Origin of the sequence: Pseudomaricurvus albidus (genome assembly GCF_018863235.1) — a bacterium.
In the GTDB taxonomy this organism is placed as follows: Bacteria; Pseudomonadota; Gammaproteobacteria; order Pseudomonadales; family Cellvibrionaceae; genus Pseudomaricurvus; species Pseudomaricurvus albidus.
In genome coordinates, this window is sequence record NZ_JAHKRS010000001.1 from 393,838 (window position 1) to 410,815 (window position 16,978).

Sequence of the window (16,978 nt, forward strand, 5' to 3'; positions counted from 1 at the left end):
ACGCCTGTAAAACGACGGGCTCCGGAGACCCAATGCGACTTTTTTCCCTGATACTGGCTACTGCAATTCTGACCCTCGGACTGGCTGGCTGTGGTCAAAAGGGCCCTTTGTATCTGCCCCAGCCTGAAGAAGCGGAACAACCAGCCAGCCAGACTCCGGCGGAATAGTGTTTCTCCGGCTAAAACTGTTTTGAGCTCACAGAGCTCTCAGGGCCAGACTGCTTTTCCGAACCTTACTGTTTTTAGAACCATACTGTTTTTAGAACCATACTCAGAGTTTCCCCATGCAAGATTTTACCGAACGCAACGGCCAGCTGTTTGCCGAACAAGTCTCTCTTACCCAGCTTGCCGAGCAGTTCGGTACCCCGCTGTATGTCTATAGCCGCGCGGCTTTTACCCGTCACTATCAGGATTACGCCAAGGCCCTGGGGAATCACCCGGGCATGATCTGCTACGCCGTCAAAGCCAACTCCAATATCGCGGTGCTCAATGTCCTTGCCCGTCTTGGCGCCGGGTTCGACATCGTCTCCGAAGGTGAGCTCGAGCGCGTGCTGCTGGCAGGCGGTGATCCTGGCCGGGTGGTGTTTTCCGGCGTGGGCAAAACCCCTGCAGAAATGCGTCGTGCACTGGAAGTGGGTGTTCACTGTTTTAACGTGGAGTCTGAAGCCGAGGTCGATGTATTGGCCGCCGTCGCTGCCGACATGGGCACCGTAGCGCGCGTCTCCCTGCGAGTCAATCCCGATGTGGACGCCAACACTCACCCTTATATCTCCACCGGTCTGAAAGAGAACAAGTTCGGGATCGACATCGCGGAAGCGCCGCGGGTCTACGCCCACGCCAACCAGCTCGACTCCCTGGATGTGGTTGGTGTCGACTGCCACATTGGCTCTCAGCTGACTGAGCTGTCGCCCTTTGTCGACGCTCTGGATCGTGTATTGCAGCTGGTTGATCAATTGGCAGGAATCGGTATCACCATCGAGCATCTGGATCTCGGCGGCGGACTGGGTGTCACCTATCGGGACGAGCAGCCACCGGCCGTTGCCGATTACATGCAGGCCATCAAAGACCGTCTCGGCAACCGCTCGCTGGCGCTGATCTTTGAACCGGGCCGCTCCATCGCCGCCAATGCCGGCGTGTTGCTGACCAAAGTGGAATATCTGAAACCCACGCCGCACAAGAATTTTGCCATTATCGACGCCGCCATGAACGACAATATCCGCCCGTCCCTCTATCAGGCCTGGCAGGATATCCGTCCCTTGCAGGTTCGTGAAGGCGATACCCAGAACTGGGATTTGGTGGGCCCGGTGTGTGAGACCGGCGACTTTCTGGGCAAGGACCGCGCACTGAATCTGGCCACCGGCGACTATCTGGCGGTGATGTCCTGTGGCGCCTATGGTTTTACCATGAGCTCCAATTACAACAGCCGGCCGCGTGCAGCAGAGATTATGGTCGATGGCGACCAAGCCACTGTCGTGCGCGCCCGTGAAACGCTCGCCAGCCTCACCCAGGGTGAAGCGCTGCTCGACGCCCCGACTGACTCATAAAGGATCAACACCCCGTGAGATTACGTTTTACCAAAATGCACGGTCTCGGCAACGACTTTATCGTGCTCGACGGCATCAGCCAGCGCATCCGTCTGAGTGAAGATAAGATCCGCCGTCTGGCTGACCGGCGCTTTGGCGTGGGTTGCGATCAGGTTCTGATCGTTGAAGTGCCGCAAAATCCCGACGTGGATTTTCGCTACCGCATCTTTAACGCCGACGGCTCCGAAGTGGAAAACTGTGGCAACGGCGCCCGCTGCTTCGCCCGCTTTGTACTGGATCGCAAGCTCACTGGCAAACGCAACATTGTGGTGGAAACCGCCAACGGAGTCATGACCCTGCGCGTGCTCGATAATGACGACGTTCAGGTGGACATGGGAGCACCGCGACTGGCCCCTGCCGATCTGCCTTTTACCGCTGAGGAGCAGGCAATCACCTATTCGTTGCCACTATCCGACACCACGCTGGAAATCAGCGCCGTCTCCATGGGTAATCCCCATGCCGTGACCGTGGTGGACGACGTCAAAACAGCCCCGGTGGAAACCTGGGGACCAGAGGTTGAAGCCCACGCGCAGTTCCCCCGGCGGGTGAACGCCGGCTTTATGGATATTGTTTCCCGCAGCGAAATCAATCTGCGCGTCTACGAACGCGGCAGCGGCGAAACCCTGGCCTGCGGCACCGGTGCCTGCGCCGCAGTAGTGGCGGGACGCTTGCGCAACCTGTTAGACTCCAAAGTCAAAGTCAATCTGCCCGGCGGCAGCCTGACGATTGAGTGGCAGGGGGAAGGACAACCTGTTCTGATGTCGGGTCCGGCAACTCATGTCTTTCACGGACAGGTTAAAGTCTGAATTTAAGCAGGTGACAAGTCTGAGCGTTCGAGGGAAAGGCTCAAACATCAACAGGTTTACAGGACAAACAGGTACAAACTACGCACATGAGTGATCAAACAGTTGTTGATACCGAGAACGCCATCACCGAAGAACAGGTAACCAAATACCTGCGCAAGCATCCTGATTTCTTCGTCAAACAGCCGGGATTACTCGCCGATTTGCGCCTGCCACACGAAAGTGGCCAGGCGATTTCTCTGGTAGAGCGGCAGGTGTCCATTCTGCGTGAGCGCAACATGGACATGCGCCACCGTCTCAGCAAACTGCTGGACAACGCCCGCGACAACGATCGCCTGTTCGACAAGACCAAACGCCTGGTGCTGGCACTGCTCGAAGGCAAGACCCTCACCGACACCATCGATTCCCTGTTTTACAGTTTCGACAACGAGTTCAAGATTCATTACACCACGCTGATCCTGTTTGGCGACCGCGCCGCCCTGTCCGCCGGCAAGGCCCGAGTCGAACCCCTGAGCAAAGCCCGCGAGAGCATTGCTCAGGTGCTCAAGAACAGCCGCCCCCAATGTGGCACCCTGTCAGCGGAAGAGACTCGATACCTGTTTCCCGATTTTGCCGACAGCGTCGGTTCCGTCGCTCTGGTGCCACTGATTCACGGCAACACCTTTGGTGTGCTGGCCATCGCCAACCGTGACCCCGGTTACTATCGCTCCAGCATGGGCACCCTGTTTCTGAGTTACATCGGCGAAGTCCTCAATCGCCAGCTGCCCCAGTATCTGCCTAGATAGCGGGTTCAGATCACCAGCGTGGAGGGAAGGGCAGCGTGACCAAACCGGCTTCAGACCTCACCCTTGCTCTCGAGGGCTTTGAACATTACCTGCGTTTTGAACGACGCCTGTCAGACCATACGCTCGAAGGCTACCAGCGGGATCTGCTGCGCCTGCAGGAGTTTTGCCAAACCACCGAAGTGAGCTTAACCGACCTCCGCCATTTCCATATTCGCCAGTGTCTGGCCCAACTGCACCGACGCAACCTGAAACCCCGCAGCCTGCAACGCTGGCTGTCTGCCGTGCGCACATTTTTCCAATACTGCCTGAAACACAAACTGACCACCCTGAACCCTTGCACCGGACTGCAAGCTCCCAAAGCGGAAAAACCTCTGCCCAAGGCGCTGGATGTAGATCAGGCGATTCAGTTTGTAGAGGTAAAAGGGCAGGACTTCCTGTCGTTGCGCGATCGCGCGTGTCTGGAACTGTTTTATTCGTCGGGATTGCGACTGAGTGAACTGGTGTCACTGGACTGGGGCGATGTTGACCTGAAACAGGCCCAGTTGCGAGTCACCGGCAAGGGTCGTAAAACCCGCGAACTGCCTGTTGGCCGCCACGCTCTGGATGCACTTATTGCCTGGCAGCAGGTACAACAATCAACCTGTGGTGATGAGGTGACCGCAATCTTCACCCAGCGGCGCGGACAGCGATTGAGCCCGCGCTCGATTCAGGCACGGCTGGCGAAACTGAGCATCACTCAGGGCGTCGACCAACCAATCCACCCCCATATGCTGCGCCACTCATTTGCCAGTCACCTGCTGGAATCCAGTGGCGACCTGCGGGCGGTGCAAGAGCTGCTGGGACACGCCAACCTCTCGACCACCCAGGTGTACACCCACCTGGACTTTCAGCACCTGGCCAAGGTCTACGACAGTGCGCACCCGCGAGCCAAAAGTCGCGATTCCGACACGCCGACGGCATCTGCTGCAGTATCTTCCTCCGAGCAACCTTCAACCGAGTAATCGGCGGAGCAGGTCAGACCGCGACCTAAAGAGATCAAATAGGGCGACTGCAGTAATTGTTGGAAGGCTTTTGCGGCGGATCCGAAGTGGTACTGGGATCCACGGTCTGGATCTGTCCTCCACGGGCCAAAAACGCTTCCACTTCGGACTGCAGCTGTTCTCTCAATTTTTTGCGGGAATCTACGGTGTGATCTTCGAGTCGTTCTTCGCGATCGTCACGGTCTTCCAAAACGTCTTGATTCATATAAAAACCTGCTACCGGTTGTCATTGCTAAATCAATATCATTTCTCTGCGGTGCTCTTATTTTGCCCGGCACCACTTCCGATCAGAGCGTTCTGTGACGTCCCTGAACGCTGTATTTATAGTCCAACTTGAATTCGTTTGGCCACCTCCTTTTGATGAAATTTTTAGTCTTTTTTGCTCTAGAATATGCGACTATCCTGAACAGATAGTAATTACTTTCCCATGGAGAACCATGAATCAGGATGGCACCAAAACACTCCTCGAACCCGCACTTTTGCAATGGCTGAAAACGCTGTCTCCCCAGCCACCGAAAGTACTGATCAGCGCCTGTCTGGCCGGGCAAAATGTTCGCTATGACGGCCGGGAAAAAAGTCTCGGTCAGGTGCTGACCACGCTCAGTGCCGCGCTGGAGCTGGTGCAACATTGCCCGGAAATGGACGCCGGCATGGGGGTTCCCCGCAAGCCGATTCAATGGGTGCAGACGTCGAAGGGACAGCGACAGCTGCAATGGGTAGAGCAACCCGGAGTTGCCGTGGACTTTCCGCTGCGAGAAAGAGCCGAACACTGGTGCCAACAGCAGGCGGAACTGCATGCCGCTATCATCAAAGCCCGGTCACCCAGCTGCGGCAAAGACACCACGCCCCTGCTCAGCGAACAGGGAGACACCGTGCAATGGATCGATGGGGTATTCGTCCACACTCTGGCACAGACTTACCCGGATCTGACCATAGTGGATGAACACTATTTCACCAGAGAGGTGGACATCGTCTGGTTTGTGGTTGGAGTGTACTTACAGGCAGGCAAACCGGCAGGCCTCGAGACGGTTAATCTTCTGAATTCTGATTTGCCATGGCAAGGCAATCTGGAACAGTTTCTGGATACCCCCACCCAGGATCGCGATCGCCATGTACAGACACTGGTAAGCCGCCTCGGCTAGCAGAACTCAATCACCAGACACAAAAAAGCCGGCTAAGCCGGCTTTTTTGTGTTCCTGGATAACATGGCTTAGCCAATGTCTCAGGTTTAAACCGCGTCGCTGCCTGTTTCACCGGTGCGAATACGAATAATCTCATCGATGGTGGTAATAAAGATTTTACCGTCGCCAATTTTACCGGTCTGGGCCGCCTTGGTGATGGCTTCAACGGCCTGGTCTACCATAGGCTCATCCACGGCCAATTCCAGCTTAACTTTGGGCAAAAAGTCAACAACGTACTCAGCACCACGGTAGAGTTCAGTATGACCCTTTTGACGACCGAAGCCTTTCACCTCAGTCACAGTCATACCCTGTACACCGACTTCGGACAAAGCGACGCGCACATCATCCAGTTTGAAAGGTTTAATGACAGCCGTGATCAATTTCATTGATGTATTCCTTCTTAATATTATGGCTTGATGCTGTGAATACCAAACCGGTATGCGGCTCATGAACTGAGCCCCGCTCACCGCCTGATCAATAACATCAAATTATGACAGCAATTACACAAAAGTTGTTCGTGGATCTACATTACCATGCCTGCCGGCAGAAAAGCGACCCCGTTTAGCCGGCATCAAGCGACATCATCCACTCTGGATAGTCACAACCAAACCCGCGTCTCACACATAAAAAAGCCCGGTTACTTTTCAGTAACCGGGCCTCGAGTCGTATCAGTCAAATAATCGCTGAAAGGATTACTTGCTGCTGGTGAACTCTGGGTAAGCTTCCATACCACACTCAACCAGATCCACACCGCTGAACTCTTCTTCTTCAGAGACACGGATGCCCATAACCGCTTTCAGAATGCCCCAAACGATCAGGCTGGTTACAAATACCCAAACGAAGATGGTAGCAGCACCGATCAGCTGGCCAGAGAAAGAAGAACCGTCGTTGGTTACAGGTACCAGCAACAGACCCAGCAGACCTACCACACCGTGAACAGAGATAGCACCAACAGGATCGTCGATTTTCAGCTTGTCCAGAGTCAGGATGCTGAAGACAACCAGAACACCACCCAGAGCACCAAACAGAGTCGCTTGCAGTGCGGTTGGAGTGGAAGGCTCAGCAGTGATCGCTACCAGACCAGCCAGAGCACCGTTCAGCGCCATGGTCAGGTCAGCTTTACCGAACAGGATGCGAGCCACAATGATGGCGCCAATCAGACCACCGGCCGCCGCAGCGTTGGTGTTCATGAAGACAATCGCAACAGAGTTGGCAGATTCAACAGACGCAGTCGCCAGTACGGAACCGCCGTTGAAACCGAACCAGCCCAACCACAGGATGAAAGTACCCAGAGTGGCCAGAGGCAGGTTAGCACCCGGGAAAGCGTGAACTTCACCGTTGGCACCGTATTTACCTTTACGGGCACCCAGCAGAATCACACCAGCCAGAGCCGCAGAAGCACCCGCCATGTGAACAATACCGGAACCTGCAAAGTCAGAGAAACCCAGGTCGCCCAGCACGTACATGCCAAACACAGCCTCGCCGTTCCAGGTCCAGGCACCTTCCATTGGGTAGATGAAACCGGTCATGACCACAGCGAAAGCCAGGAAAGCCCACAGCTTCATACGCTCGGCAACCGCACCGGATACGATGGACATGGCAGTGGCTACGAATACCACCTGGAAGAAGAAGTCAGCAGAAGGTGCATAGGTTGCACGATCGTCAGCTGACGCGCCAGCAACACCGTCACCGAGGATGCCGGACAGGAACAGATCGCCGCCGTACATCAGGTGATAACCGCACACCATGTACATGGTACAGGCCACCGCAAACAGGGCGACGTTTTTGGTCAGAATTTCAGTTGTGTTTTTGGAGCGGACCAGACCCGCTTCCAGCATGGCGAAACCAGCCGCCATCCACATTACCAGCGCGCCGCACACCAAAAAGTAAAAGGTGTCCAAGGCGTACTGCAATTCGAAAATTGAGTTTTCCATTGCGTTTCTCCGGGAGAGTTTTAACGTTTATCGTTTGAGCATTACGGGACAGGCCCGCTTATATTCAGTCGTTCGCTGACGCTTACAGTGCATCGTTACCGGTTTCGCCGGTACGGATACGAATAACTTGCTCCAAAGCCGAGACAAAGATTTTGCCATCGCCAATTTTGCCACTGTGTGCCGCCTTGCTGACTGCTTCCACAACGGTGTCTACCTGATCGTCACCCACGGCAACTTCCAGTTTGGTTTTGGGCAGAAAGTCCACCACGTACTCAGCACCACGGTAGAGTTCCGTGTGACCTTTCTGACGACCGAAGCCTTTCACTTCTGTCACGGTAATTCCCTGAACGCCGATATCTGACAGCGCTTCTCGAACCGCGTCCAGCATAAAAGGCTTGATGATTGCTGTTACCAGTTTCATTGTTGAGCTCCTTTAATGACGCGCCGACGCGCCGCAAAGATAAAAGCGCCGGGCACAGGCCCGGCTACTGTAAAAAACTAAACTTACAGATCGAAAGATTTGCCAATGGTGAAGACGATAGCCTCGTCATCGTCATCGTAGTCCCAGCCATTCAGCTCATCACCGGTACCTTCAGCAGTGAAGATGAACGCAACGCCTGCATCAAAACCACCAATGGTAGTGCCGTAACCCAGCTCCAGGTACTCACCGTCCCAATCGTCGAAGAACGCACCGTAGGTGCCGTAGAAACCATTGTGTTCCAGAGTCAAAGCAACAAAGGAGTAATCGCTGTCTTCATCCAACACACCTTCTTCTTTACCGTGCTCACCAACAGAGTATTCCAGGCTGGCAAAACCGTAACCCAGGTTCAGGTTGAACTCGTTGTACTCACTGTCGAATGATTCACCAGTGTACTGATAAGTGGTGTAACCCACGCTGGCAGAAAAACCGCCATCGGTTTCAAAGCCCCAACCGAGGTAGCCGTCAACTTCCAGGCCATCACCTACGTCTGCACTCCAGGCACCGATGTAGAAACCACTGTTCTCGTAGTCGATACCAGCAGAAGCAGAGCTGTTTTTCTGAATAATCCCGCGGTAGTAATACTCAGATGCATAACCGATGTTGGCAGACAGGCTGCCTTCAGCCATGGCAGGAGCAGCACTTAAAGCACCGGCAGACAGAGCAACAGCAGCAGCCAATTGAGTTAACTTTTTCATGAATCTTCCTCTCGTTTTACCTAATGTAAATTTTTAATTTAAGTTGTTCTTCCCTTAAGCCGAACTTTCGTCAAGGAAAGTTGTTTGTATATTTTTACGGCTTGCCCTGTATTAGCACATTGCTTGCCAACTTTAAAAAATCTATAAATTTCAATAAGTTACCAACTTTTCGCACTGAATGTGCGCACACAAGGGCGCAATACCATGCGCCAAAGCCCACTCGCAGTGCACAAAAAATGTTCGTGCACCACATTGGGCACCACACTGGTGCAATAGCAATCTGCCTTTTGTGATGTCCCTTGAGGTAGAATGGAATCTTTCAGTTTCGTCTGTATTTACGTCTCAACTAACGCAGGATTTCCCATGATTGAGCAACTGGCACGCAGTCTGTTTAACGACATTAAATCGGCCATTCCCACAGCCACCAGTGAACTGCCCGAACGCGAATTGCGAAGTCTGCTGGAGCGCACTTTGAGAAAAATGAATCTGGTCTCCCGCGATGAATTCGATGCTCAGCAGGCGGTGTTGTTACGCACCCGGGAAAAACTGGAAGCACTGGAGAAACAACTCAGTGAACTGGAAAGTAACGGCAACACAACAAAAGACTCCTCCGAAGACAAACCTGGCGCCTGAGCTTCATACCTTGGTATGGAAACAAGCCGGTTTGTCTCTGATAGTGAGTGATTAACCGGATTTGCCACTGGCTTTCCCGCTGCCACACAAAATAAGCTCTGGCCTTTTGACGCAGCAGGGAATGCATATGTCACTGGCCACGGTTATCTCCCGCGCCCGCCTGGGAATGGAAGCCCCTCTGGTTTCCGTCGAAGTTCATTTGTCCAACGGCTTGCCATCTCTGTCGATAGTGGGGATGGCTGAGACAGCGGTTAAGGAATCACGGGATCGGGTGCGCAGCGCGATTCTCAACAGCGAATTTGATTTCCCCGCCCGCCGGATTACCGTCAATCTCGCGCCTGCGGACCTGCCCAAGTCCGGTGGACAATTTGATTTGCCCATTGCCCTTGGCATTCTGGCGGCTTCAGGACAAATACCCGATGCGCAGATTCAGCAGATGGAGTTTCTCGGCGAGCTGGGACTCAACGGCGAACTGCGCCCGGTTCCCGGCTGCCTGCCCGCCGCCATGGCCTGTGGCAGAGCAGGGCGGCAACTGCTTTGCCCTCGAGCCAATGCCTCCGAAGCAGCGCTGTGCGATCGGGCACCGGTTCTGTCTGCCAACTCCCTGTTAGAAGTCTGCAGCCATCTGGCGCAGCAAACTCTACTCAGCCCCACCGCCACACAACCTTTCAGCGTCGACACCAGTGGCCAACTTTATGGCGACTTGAGGGACGTCAAAGGACAGACCCAGGCCAAACGGGCTTTGGAAATTGCCGCAGCGGGAAAACATCACGCACTGTTGTTCGGCCCACCGGGTACCGGTAAATCCATGCTCGCGTCGCGACTTCCCGGCCTGATGCCACCACTCACAAAAGACGCCGCTATTGAAGTTGCCTGTATCCAGTCGCTCACCCGACTGTCGCGACCGGCCGATGAAACCCCGGGTTACCCGCAACGACCGTTTGCAGCTCCCCATCACACCGCGTCGGCCGCGGCACTGGTGGGGGGTGGCTCAAACCCGAAGCCGGGAGAGATTTCCCTGGCGCACCACGGCGTGCTGTTTCTCGATGAATTGCCGGAATTTCAACGACAAGTTCTGGAAGTGCTGCGTGAACCCCTGGAGTGCGGCGCCATTCGAATCTCACGCGCAACCGCGCAGGTGGAGTTTCCCGCGCGCTTTCAAAAACAATATCAGTAATGATGAATAACTTATCTTCCTCCTCAAAAACGAGACTTACTAAACACAAGGCTAGCAATATGACAAACACACCATTCTTAACTCATCACGGTATTTCGATTTACAAGAAAGAGTCCAATAACGGGGCGACTAGTTACTATGTAGAAGGATTCGAAGAGCATTCTTCTGATCTTCATGAAGCCTTGGATGTAGCTCGTGGTATTGCCGTCTTCAAGATGGGGCTTTTCGATATAGGCTCAAATGATAAGAGACCCAAGCTGGAGCTAGTTAAACCAGATCATAGACATAAGAAAATCAAAGGAAATTAGCCCATATACGCCCACCCAGTAGGTAGGCATAGGATTGGCGCTGAACGTCAAAATATCGTTACTCTAGGCCATTTAAAACGCATCGAGGAGGGAGAGCTGCTGAACACACTACTTTTCAACTGGGGCCCCAAATGCGTTATGTTTCTAAAATATTTGGGGAAAGGCCAGTTGAAAGCCTTTATCGTTGGTTATTATCTTTTAACTTTCCTTCCGGCTTCTGACATAAATTCGGCAAACCGTCCCCACCCTAAGCGAAACTTATTTACTGAATTTCCCGCAGGCAACCATTCAATATTGCCCTTACTAATTAAAACAGTACCTAACTTCTTGCCGTTCTTTTTAATTATAACTTCCATGTCTGAGTTTTTAATTTCGAGTTCGCCAGACATTTTCACTCTTACTTCATTTGCCATATGACAGTTCCTTTTGCCTTTCATTAAAAAAAACGCTAAGCATCTCACATCGTGACTTGTTTGGCTCTCTGAACAGTAGAAAGGCTCACTCCCAGCTTCTCAGCCACCTTTCGCATAGACAAGCCGGTATCCAGCTCAGCAAGGATGGAAGCTTTATCAATTGATGGCTTACGACCTTTGTATATACCTTTGGCTTTAGCCTTTGCTATACCCTCTGCTTGCCGCTCCCTAATCATTGATCTTTCAAACTCAGCAACAGCACCAAGTATATTGAGCATCAAATCAGCGGTCTTAGAACCATTCTCACCAGCTTTGAAGTGCAAACCTTCTTTGTGAAACTGAACATTGACCCCTTCATTATTCCAGCCACTCACAAGCGCCTTTAAATCGCCCAGATCACGCGCTAGACGGTCAATAGAGTGAATGTGGATGGTATCGCCCTCCCTCACATACTCTTTCATAGCCTCAAGCTGAGGGCGCTTAACTGAGCCCCCAGAACATTTATCCTCAAATACCTTAGAAAAATTGACACCTGTATCTTTTAACTGACGTTCTGTATTCTGTTCAACAGTAGAAACTCTGATATACGCAACATGAGTCATTTTCAGCACCTTGTATTCATTTGGGTCTAGATGCTGAAACTTTATATGTATTCATAATTAATATCAACCCTATTGAATACATTATGGGGGTGTTTTTGTATTCCTGTAATTGTGTTCGTTATGGTGTACTCAAAAGAATTAATTTTGTCCCGCCAAAGAAGAATGGAATCTCAATGACCTATTTCAAAGCCCTGCTATTCACGCTCACAATTGCACTCTTTCCATCCACCTCCTCAGCATTCAATGCTTGGGCAGATGAAGATTGTAGAAAAACAGATGGCAGAATCACTGGCATTAAAGGGCTACTGTCAGATCGCGGAAAATACGGTAGAAAAATTAATAATATTGAAAAAAGAATGAAAGGTGATGCGGTTCTTGGAATAGCACCAGAGACGCCATCCCCAGAGGATCTACGAGAAGCGACACTGATAATAGACTTTCTAGAGAGTCAGCGAGAATACATAACCAACAACTACCATGAAAAGTGTAAAAAGCTATACAGCGCCTCTGATAAGAACTACGGTTACGAACCAGTTAAAGAGTCAATCCCCAAAGCTATTAATCTAATGAAGGCATGGGTGGATAGCGCAGACTCAGTAGCCACAAATCAGCAAAAGCTAGATGCTGCATTACCGATATTTACTCAGAAAGATAAGGATAAATATTCCACTCTATTCGAAGAACTAGGCTACGCCATAAATGCATTGGATATTAATAACCACGAGTTGATTGAGATAAGCCAGACACCATTTCACAAGAATCCAGATAAAGGATGGAAACAAGATCTATTTGTCAAAATGGCAAACAGCAGATTATCAAACATAGACTTTATTTCTGCTTTCCATAAGCTAGCGTCGACACAAGAAGCGCAGAATAAATACCGTGGTTCGTGTGAAATGAATCGCTTTGACTTTTATTGTAAATCTTATGAATGGGCGACCCAAATATATATTACATGGGCGAATAAGGTACTCGAAAGAGACTATAAAAGCATCGTTGATATCCCTGGGCCGCAACAAGTTCTAGATACTCGTCAAAAACTAGTTGATGAGGCCATCAATGCTGAAGCAGCAAGATATGCAGCTGAACAACAACAAGCCCTTCAAGAATATAACGAATATAAAAAGGCCGATTTACAAGAGGCTGATAGAGCTGCGGCTGAAGCAGGTATAGATAATATGTTTGTTCGCAAAGTAACTTTTAGGGAGCTGGTTGACGCTGTTGTAGCTAGAACTATTGACAATGGAGACATTGGCAAAGGTGTTGTTATTGTACACAACGATGACACCTATCAGGTAGCTCAGGTAATAGATTCTTTTGCATTATTACTAGATTCGAGTGAAACTCTAGAAAAGCTTCCCGTACAGGTAATACTAAAACGTGACTCATATGTACTAGAAGGCGACCAAGCTGGCAAGATAGGTCAAGTATTTAAGTACCTAGGAATAGGCTCATACACAAACTCTCTCGGTGCCAAAAAGCAAACCGTAGCTCTTGAGCTGATAAAATAGCATGCCGCCATTAAGCTTCGATTAAAAATAGGGGAGTCTTAACGTCATTCTGGCAAGGTCTCCCTATCTACACGTCTTATTTTAATGCTTTCAGCGCTCAAATATTTTAGATGGAAAATCGGCTCTAGAAACAATTAGCTGCTCACCAGCATAAAAACCTTTATGCCCAGCTGCATGTACATATGCTCGAAAGCTTTTCCTTTTTTCTAGCTGCGCCAATATGACATATTGATCTTGAGTAGATTTAGAGGATCTATTTCTGAATTGGATCAGATCTTTTAACTCCTTAAAAGATAAGCAACATATTTCAGAGTCTTCCACACAGATTAGAGCAATATAAAAAGCGCCATACTTTTGCATGGTCTCCTTGAATGAATCAAATTGATCAGTAGTGAAATTAAATTGATACTCGTTATATGAATTTTTACTAGATGCGTACTTGCAAAAAAGAGGGGTTTTATCATTAATAAGGAATGAATTGCCACGTGGACTTTCTTTCAGTTGAAGAGCATTAATTGCCGTAAACTTATCATGCTCTGCAATTTGCATAACAGCAGCGCCAACATAGAGCTGCTCCTTTGTTATCTTCACTTATGTATCCTTATATATTCTTGTGACGCTACAATCAGGTTGACGCCTGTTAATACTATATTTTTAAAATGGGGGGGGGGGAATTACGCCGATAAGGTTAATTCTTTAAATCGCTCTCTAATGAAATCACCTCTGCTACTCCATTCTTCAAAATCTATTTCTCCTTTATCCAATAGCCTATCTATTTCATCAAGAGCTGCATCACATTCTCTACACCTTTCGTCATAATTCGCACCGTTGTCTATATGCTCTTGATAAGCCCTTAAATTAGCCTCAGAGAATGGAATCGGCTCAACAGGCTCTTTCAGCCATTCATTTATATCTTTTAAATTTGAGGTTATTTCCTCTTCTCTGCCTTTCTTATCAGTTGGGTATGAAAGTTTTAAGTTTGATGAGGCAAACGTGGGCTTCCCTTTGGAGGCTTCTGTTCTTACTTTTGAGAACACCTTAGCCAGATATGACAGTGCATAGAATGCTTCATCAATTACACCCCCAAGCACCATGCCCTTATTTATTTTCCTAGCTAACATTGCATTGCGATTAATAAATACATCGTTTTCATCTTTTTTAGAGCCGTTAGCTATTTGCTTCTGCTCTGTTAAACGTCGCTCTAGAGAAAAAGAATCACGCTTAAGATAAAACCAGCCCGCCATGTTGTTTCTCTCGCAAAAGCCACCTGCCTTCTCTTGCCACACTTCGATAATATCCCAAGACATTCTTTCAGACTGAGTGTACGGCTGCATATTTTCGCTACATTTAACAGCAAACCACCAATGCCAATGCCAGCCATCGTTATAATCATTTCTCCCTACTTCTCTTGTCCAGCAGAAAGCTACTTTAGATTTATACTTGCTTTCTAGCTTTCTAGCTATCGATTTGCGAAAGCTAGGGATATTAATTTCAGCCGGAGCTAAACCCCCACTAGCTGCTGGATGCAAATCAACTCTGACCACAACCACTCGGCTATATCTCGCACATAGCAAGCTCAATTCCCTATAGGAGTTATCCAGCACTTTTAAATAAGTTGGATGTTCAGATCCTGCCATTATTGGCAATCCCATATAATGACTCTCAGTGGTTGTTTTCTGGTGTTTGATATTATTGATAATAGGTTTATTCATGAGTCTCTATATAGAATTAATAGGTAATATTTAATAGTAATTATTAGATATAACTTACAGGCAAATTTAGGACTAATTAAGATCACTAAACCCCTATATTTGCTGTCTTAGGAATTTATTCTAACACCCTATTATTCTGGACACTTGTTTAACCCCTCCTAAAGCCTCGCGTAACGCCCCTCAGCCAACTTTAAATTAAGGGAGGCTAGGCCGTGGAGATCCGGCAGTCACGCTCAGATCGCCTGTTATTTGGCCTGAGAGCTATTCTGGATATAGAGAGAGGGGTTTGTTAAACAAAACACACCAACGATGTTAGTTTTCAAGGTGTAATCACTTCCCCAGGAAACTGATCTATAAACTCTTCGATACTCAGATTATCAGCACCTTCTACGCTGCTTAATCGCTCCAATAACTCAACGGCTAATGCCTTATCGTACTCTCTGCCATGATTAAGCTCTTCAGAAAACGATCCTTTTCGCTCTAACAACTCTTGTATGAGTTCTTTCTCGGTCTCTGCTTCTAATGTTGTCCCATATTTGTTGATGGCGACAAACAGGGAGGATTTACTCTTGTATTCTTTATTTTCCCCCCACCTAAAATCTGTTACATCTTGCAGTATGTAGCATTTATGAGCTGTCGAATGGCGCAACAGAGTTAAAGTTGATTTCATATCACAAACGCCCTCAGAGGATTCAACTTCCTCTAAACTCACATGACTCTCTCTACCATTAACAAAAACTTTATACCCGATCTTTTGCAATATATCCCGCATATATATTGGATCTAATTGAGCCTCAAGCTCCATCCTATACCGGCTTTGCATTGATTCGGCAGTAAGGATAGTCGGTGACTGTGTATCTAGCTGCTCTTTAAGAACAGAGATTTTTTTACCTAACTGCTCATACTTGCTAGTTAACTCTGCGCTCTGCTCTTTGAGACTGGGATTATTTGGCTGCTCAATGAGGAGCCTAGTTGAATTATCCAAAAGCTGTTTGGTTTCATTTTGTTGGTTGACTAAAACGTCAAGCTCTTTCAAAGCTTCTTTACTCACAGTATCAATAGCAGCCGTTGATAAATGATGTGAATAGGTAGTTGAGCATAAGTATTCCAAGGCTTGATATGGCCAAGTTGTATTATTGCCGCATGACTCGCCACCTTTCTTTAAGTACGTTGAGCAGTTTGCATAAACAATATACTCGCCTTTATACAACTTCCTTCTAAAATAAAATCTTGCCCCACACCTTTGACAAAACACCAGCCCTGATATGCTATATACCTCTTCTGGCGACATAGTTTTAGAACGGCGCTTTAATTCAGCTTGCAACTTATAATATGTATCCAATGAAATTAAAGGTTCAAATACACCATCTATTGGGCTTCCTTTGTTTTTCCATTGGCCTATGAGCGCCGGATTATTGAACCAACGCTTTATTGTCCTTTCTCCGACCTCGCTGATCGCTGGGTAATCATCTTTCAAGGCTTTAATTATCTTCCTAAGCCCATATCCTTTGAGATATAGCTGTATACAAGCTCGTAACATTTCTGATTTTTGGGGAATTAACTTACCGCTGGTTGTCAGCCACATAGGTGTATTTAACGCTATGCTCTCCCCCTTAACGGCTTTTAATCTCTTTCTTTCATAGGCAGCAGCAATTCTACGACTCAATGCAGCAGTGTAGTCATGTGCCTGCTGTATTTTGCCTACCAAAATGAATATCGAGGAAGAATTGTTGTTCAGTGTTTCTAAAGAATATGTCTGATTATCCTCTAGAGTGACTATTGAAACCTCAGCATTAACAATATCAGTGATTATTTGTAGCATCTCTACCTGACTAAGCCGCCCTAGCCGGTCGATAGATTCTACAATGATGTAATCGCCCCCCTTGATCAAACCTTGATCAATAGCTTCAAGTATTCGACCCAAGCCATGTTTAAGATGAACTCCTTTGGATGCAGATTTGGCTATATCTTGCTCAGAAAGAGAAGATAGAGTGAAAGTTGGGTGATCGTTTAACCACGACTCACGCATCGCTAATTGACGCGCAATCGAGCTACCTTTTTCCTGAATTTTGGCAGAAAAACGAATGTATGAGATTGCCTGAGGCATAGATTGTATACTCT

The 16,978-nt window shown here is 48.8% G+C and carries 19 protein-coding genes and 1 pseudogene; 10 read left to right on the forward strand and 10 right to left on the reverse strand.

Annotated elements, in window-relative coordinates:
* The first annotated feature begins 32 nt into the window (after positions 1–32).
* The 5 genes from lptM (at position 33) to xerC (ending at position 4,171) form a co-directional block, all read left to right on the forward strand.
* Positions 33–167, forward strand: a complete 135-nt coding sequence (gene lptM / locus KOI40_RS01765; RefSeq protein WP_216095717.1) for an LPS translocon maturation chaperone LptM — start codon at positions 33–35, stop codon at positions 165–167.
* Positions 168–283: 116 nt separating this feature from the next.
* A complete protein-coding gene (lysA, locus tag KOI40_RS01770) occupies positions 284–1,543 on the forward strand; it encodes a diaminopimelate decarboxylase (RefSeq protein ID WP_216095718.1) in 1,260 nt (419 codons plus the stop codon).
* A 14-nt stretch (positions 1,544–1,557) separates the two neighbouring features.
* Positions 1,558–2,388 (forward strand): diaminopimelate epimerase, encoded by an 831-nt coding sequence (dapF, locus tag KOI40_RS01775; RefSeq protein ID WP_369413131.1) that lies wholly within the window; start codon positions 1,558–1,560, stop codon positions 2,386–2,388.
* An 86-nt stretch (positions 2,389–2,474) separates the two neighbouring features.
* Positions 2,475–3,170, forward strand: coding sequence for a DUF484 family protein (locus KOI40_RS01780; protein ID WP_216095719.1), 696 nt, complete (start codon positions 2,475–2,477; stop codon positions 3,168–3,170).
* Positions 3,171–3,205: 35 nt separating this feature from the next.
* On the forward strand, positions 3,206–4,171 hold the full coding sequence (gene xerC, locus KOI40_RS01785; RefSeq protein WP_216095720.1) for a tyrosine recombinase XerC: 966 nt from the start codon (positions 3,206–3,208) through the stop codon (positions 4,169–4,171).
* Between the two features lie 34 nt (positions 4,172–4,205).
* Here the strand turns inward: xerC and KOI40_RS01790 are convergent, their stop codons facing one another.
* Complete coding sequence (locus KOI40_RS01790; protein WP_216095721.1) at positions 4,206–4,415, reverse strand: hypothetical protein; 210 nt, start codon at positions 4,413–4,415, stop codon at positions 4,206–4,208.
* Between the two features lie 232 nt (positions 4,416–4,647).
* Here KOI40_RS01790 and KOI40_RS01795 point away from each other — a divergent pair, with 232 nt between their 5' ends.
* A complete protein-coding gene (locus KOI40_RS01795; RefSeq protein WP_216095722.1) occupies positions 4,648–5,352 on the forward strand; it encodes a 2-thiouracil desulfurase family protein in 705 nt (234 codons plus the stop codon).
* Positions 5,353–5,438: 86 nt separating this feature from the next.
* Here the strand turns inward: KOI40_RS01795 and KOI40_RS01800 are convergent, their stop codons facing one another.
* The 4 genes from KOI40_RS01800 to KOI40_RS01815 all read right to left on the reverse strand — a co-directional run bounded on the left by KOI40_RS01800 (position 5,439) and on the right by KOI40_RS01815 (position 8,501).
* Entirely contained in the window at positions 5,439–5,777 is a 339-nt protein-coding gene (locus tag KOI40_RS01800; protein ID WP_216095723.1) for a P-II family nitrogen regulator, read from the reverse strand.
* A gap of 306 nt (positions 5,778–6,083) precedes the next feature.
* Complete coding sequence (locus tag KOI40_RS01805; protein ID WP_216095724.1) at positions 6,084–7,325, reverse strand: ammonium transporter; 1,242 nt, start codon at positions 7,323–7,325, stop codon at positions 6,084–6,086.
* An 82-nt stretch (positions 7,326–7,407) separates the two neighbouring features.
* Positions 7,408–7,746: a P-II family nitrogen regulator gene (gene glnK / locus KOI40_RS01810; RefSeq protein ID WP_216095725.1), complete on the reverse strand. Its 339-nt coding sequence runs from the start codon at positions 7,744–7,746 to the stop codon at positions 7,408–7,410.
* 83 nt (positions 7,747–7,829) lie between these two features.
* Positions 7,830–8,501, reverse strand: a complete 672-nt coding sequence (locus tag KOI40_RS01815; RefSeq protein WP_216095726.1) for a TorF family putative porin — start codon at positions 8,499–8,501, stop codon at positions 7,830–7,832.
* Between the two features lie 363 nt (positions 8,502–8,864).
* Between KOI40_RS01815 and KOI40_RS01820 the strand changes: the two genes are divergently transcribed.
* The 3 genes and pseudogenes from KOI40_RS01820 to KOI40_RS01830 all read left to right on the forward strand — a co-directional run bounded on the left by KOI40_RS01820 (position 8,865) and on the right by KOI40_RS01830 (position 10,619).
* Positions 8,865–9,134 carry an accessory factor UbiK family protein gene (locus KOI40_RS01820; RefSeq protein WP_216095727.1) on the forward strand — a complete coding sequence of 90 codons (270 nt, stop codon included), beginning with the start codon at positions 8,865–8,867 and terminating at the stop codon, positions 9,132–9,134.
* A 127-nt stretch (positions 9,135–9,261) separates the two neighbouring features.
* A pseudogene (locus KOI40_RS01825) lies at positions 9,262–10,296 on the forward strand (YifB family Mg chelatase-like AAA ATPase); the annotation flags it as partial.
* A gap of 74 nt (positions 10,297–10,370) precedes the next feature.
* Positions 10,371–10,619 carry a hypothetical protein gene (locus KOI40_RS01830; RefSeq protein WP_216095729.1) on the forward strand — a complete coding sequence of 83 codons (249 nt, stop codon included), beginning with the start codon at positions 10,371–10,373 and terminating at the stop codon, positions 10,617–10,619.
* Between the two features lie 191 nt (positions 10,620–10,810).
* On the opposite strand, the gene KOI40_RS01835 is transcribed toward KOI40_RS01830, so the two are convergent.
* Both KOI40_RS01835 and KOI40_RS01840 read right to left on the reverse strand, forming a co-directional pair.
* A complete protein-coding gene (locus KOI40_RS01835) occupies positions 10,811–11,032 on the reverse strand; it encodes a hypothetical protein (RefSeq protein ID WP_216095730.1) in 222 nt (73 codons plus the stop codon).
* Between the two features lie 44 nt (positions 11,033–11,076).
* On the reverse strand, positions 11,077–11,634 hold the full coding sequence (locus KOI40_RS01840; RefSeq protein ID WP_216095731.1) for a recombinase family protein: 558 nt from the start codon (positions 11,632–11,634) through the stop codon (positions 11,077–11,079).
* A gap of 173 nt (positions 11,635–11,807) precedes the next feature.
* Between KOI40_RS01840 and KOI40_RS01845 the strand changes: the two genes are divergently transcribed.
* The gene (locus KOI40_RS01845) at positions 11,808–13,145 is read left to right on the forward strand and encodes a hypothetical protein (protein ID WP_216095732.1); all 1,338 of its coding nucleotides are present in this window, start codon (positions 11,808–11,810) and stop codon (positions 13,143–13,145) included.
* Between the two features lie 90 nt (positions 13,146–13,235).
* Here the strand turns inward: KOI40_RS01845 and KOI40_RS01850 are convergent, their stop codons facing one another.
* The 3 genes from KOI40_RS01850 to KOI40_RS01860 all read right to left on the reverse strand — a co-directional run bounded on the left by KOI40_RS01850 (position 13,236) and on the right by KOI40_RS01860 (position 16,964).
* Positions 13,236–13,736 carry a hypothetical protein gene (locus KOI40_RS01850; protein WP_216095733.1) on the reverse strand — a complete coding sequence of 167 codons (501 nt, stop codon included), beginning with the start codon at positions 13,734–13,736 and terminating at the stop codon, positions 13,236–13,238.
* Positions 13,737–13,819: 83 nt separating this feature from the next.
* Entirely contained in the window at positions 13,820–14,857 is a 1,038-nt protein-coding gene (locus KOI40_RS01855) for a YagK/YfjJ domain-containing protein (RefSeq protein ID WP_216095734.1), read from the reverse strand.
* Between the two features lie 319 nt (positions 14,858–15,176).
* Positions 15,177–16,964 carry a recombinase family protein gene (locus KOI40_RS01860; protein ID WP_216095735.1) on the reverse strand — a complete coding sequence of 596 codons (1,788 nt, stop codon included), beginning with the start codon at positions 16,962–16,964 and terminating at the stop codon, positions 15,177–15,179.
* Between the last annotated feature and the right edge of the window lie 14 nt (positions 16,965–16,978).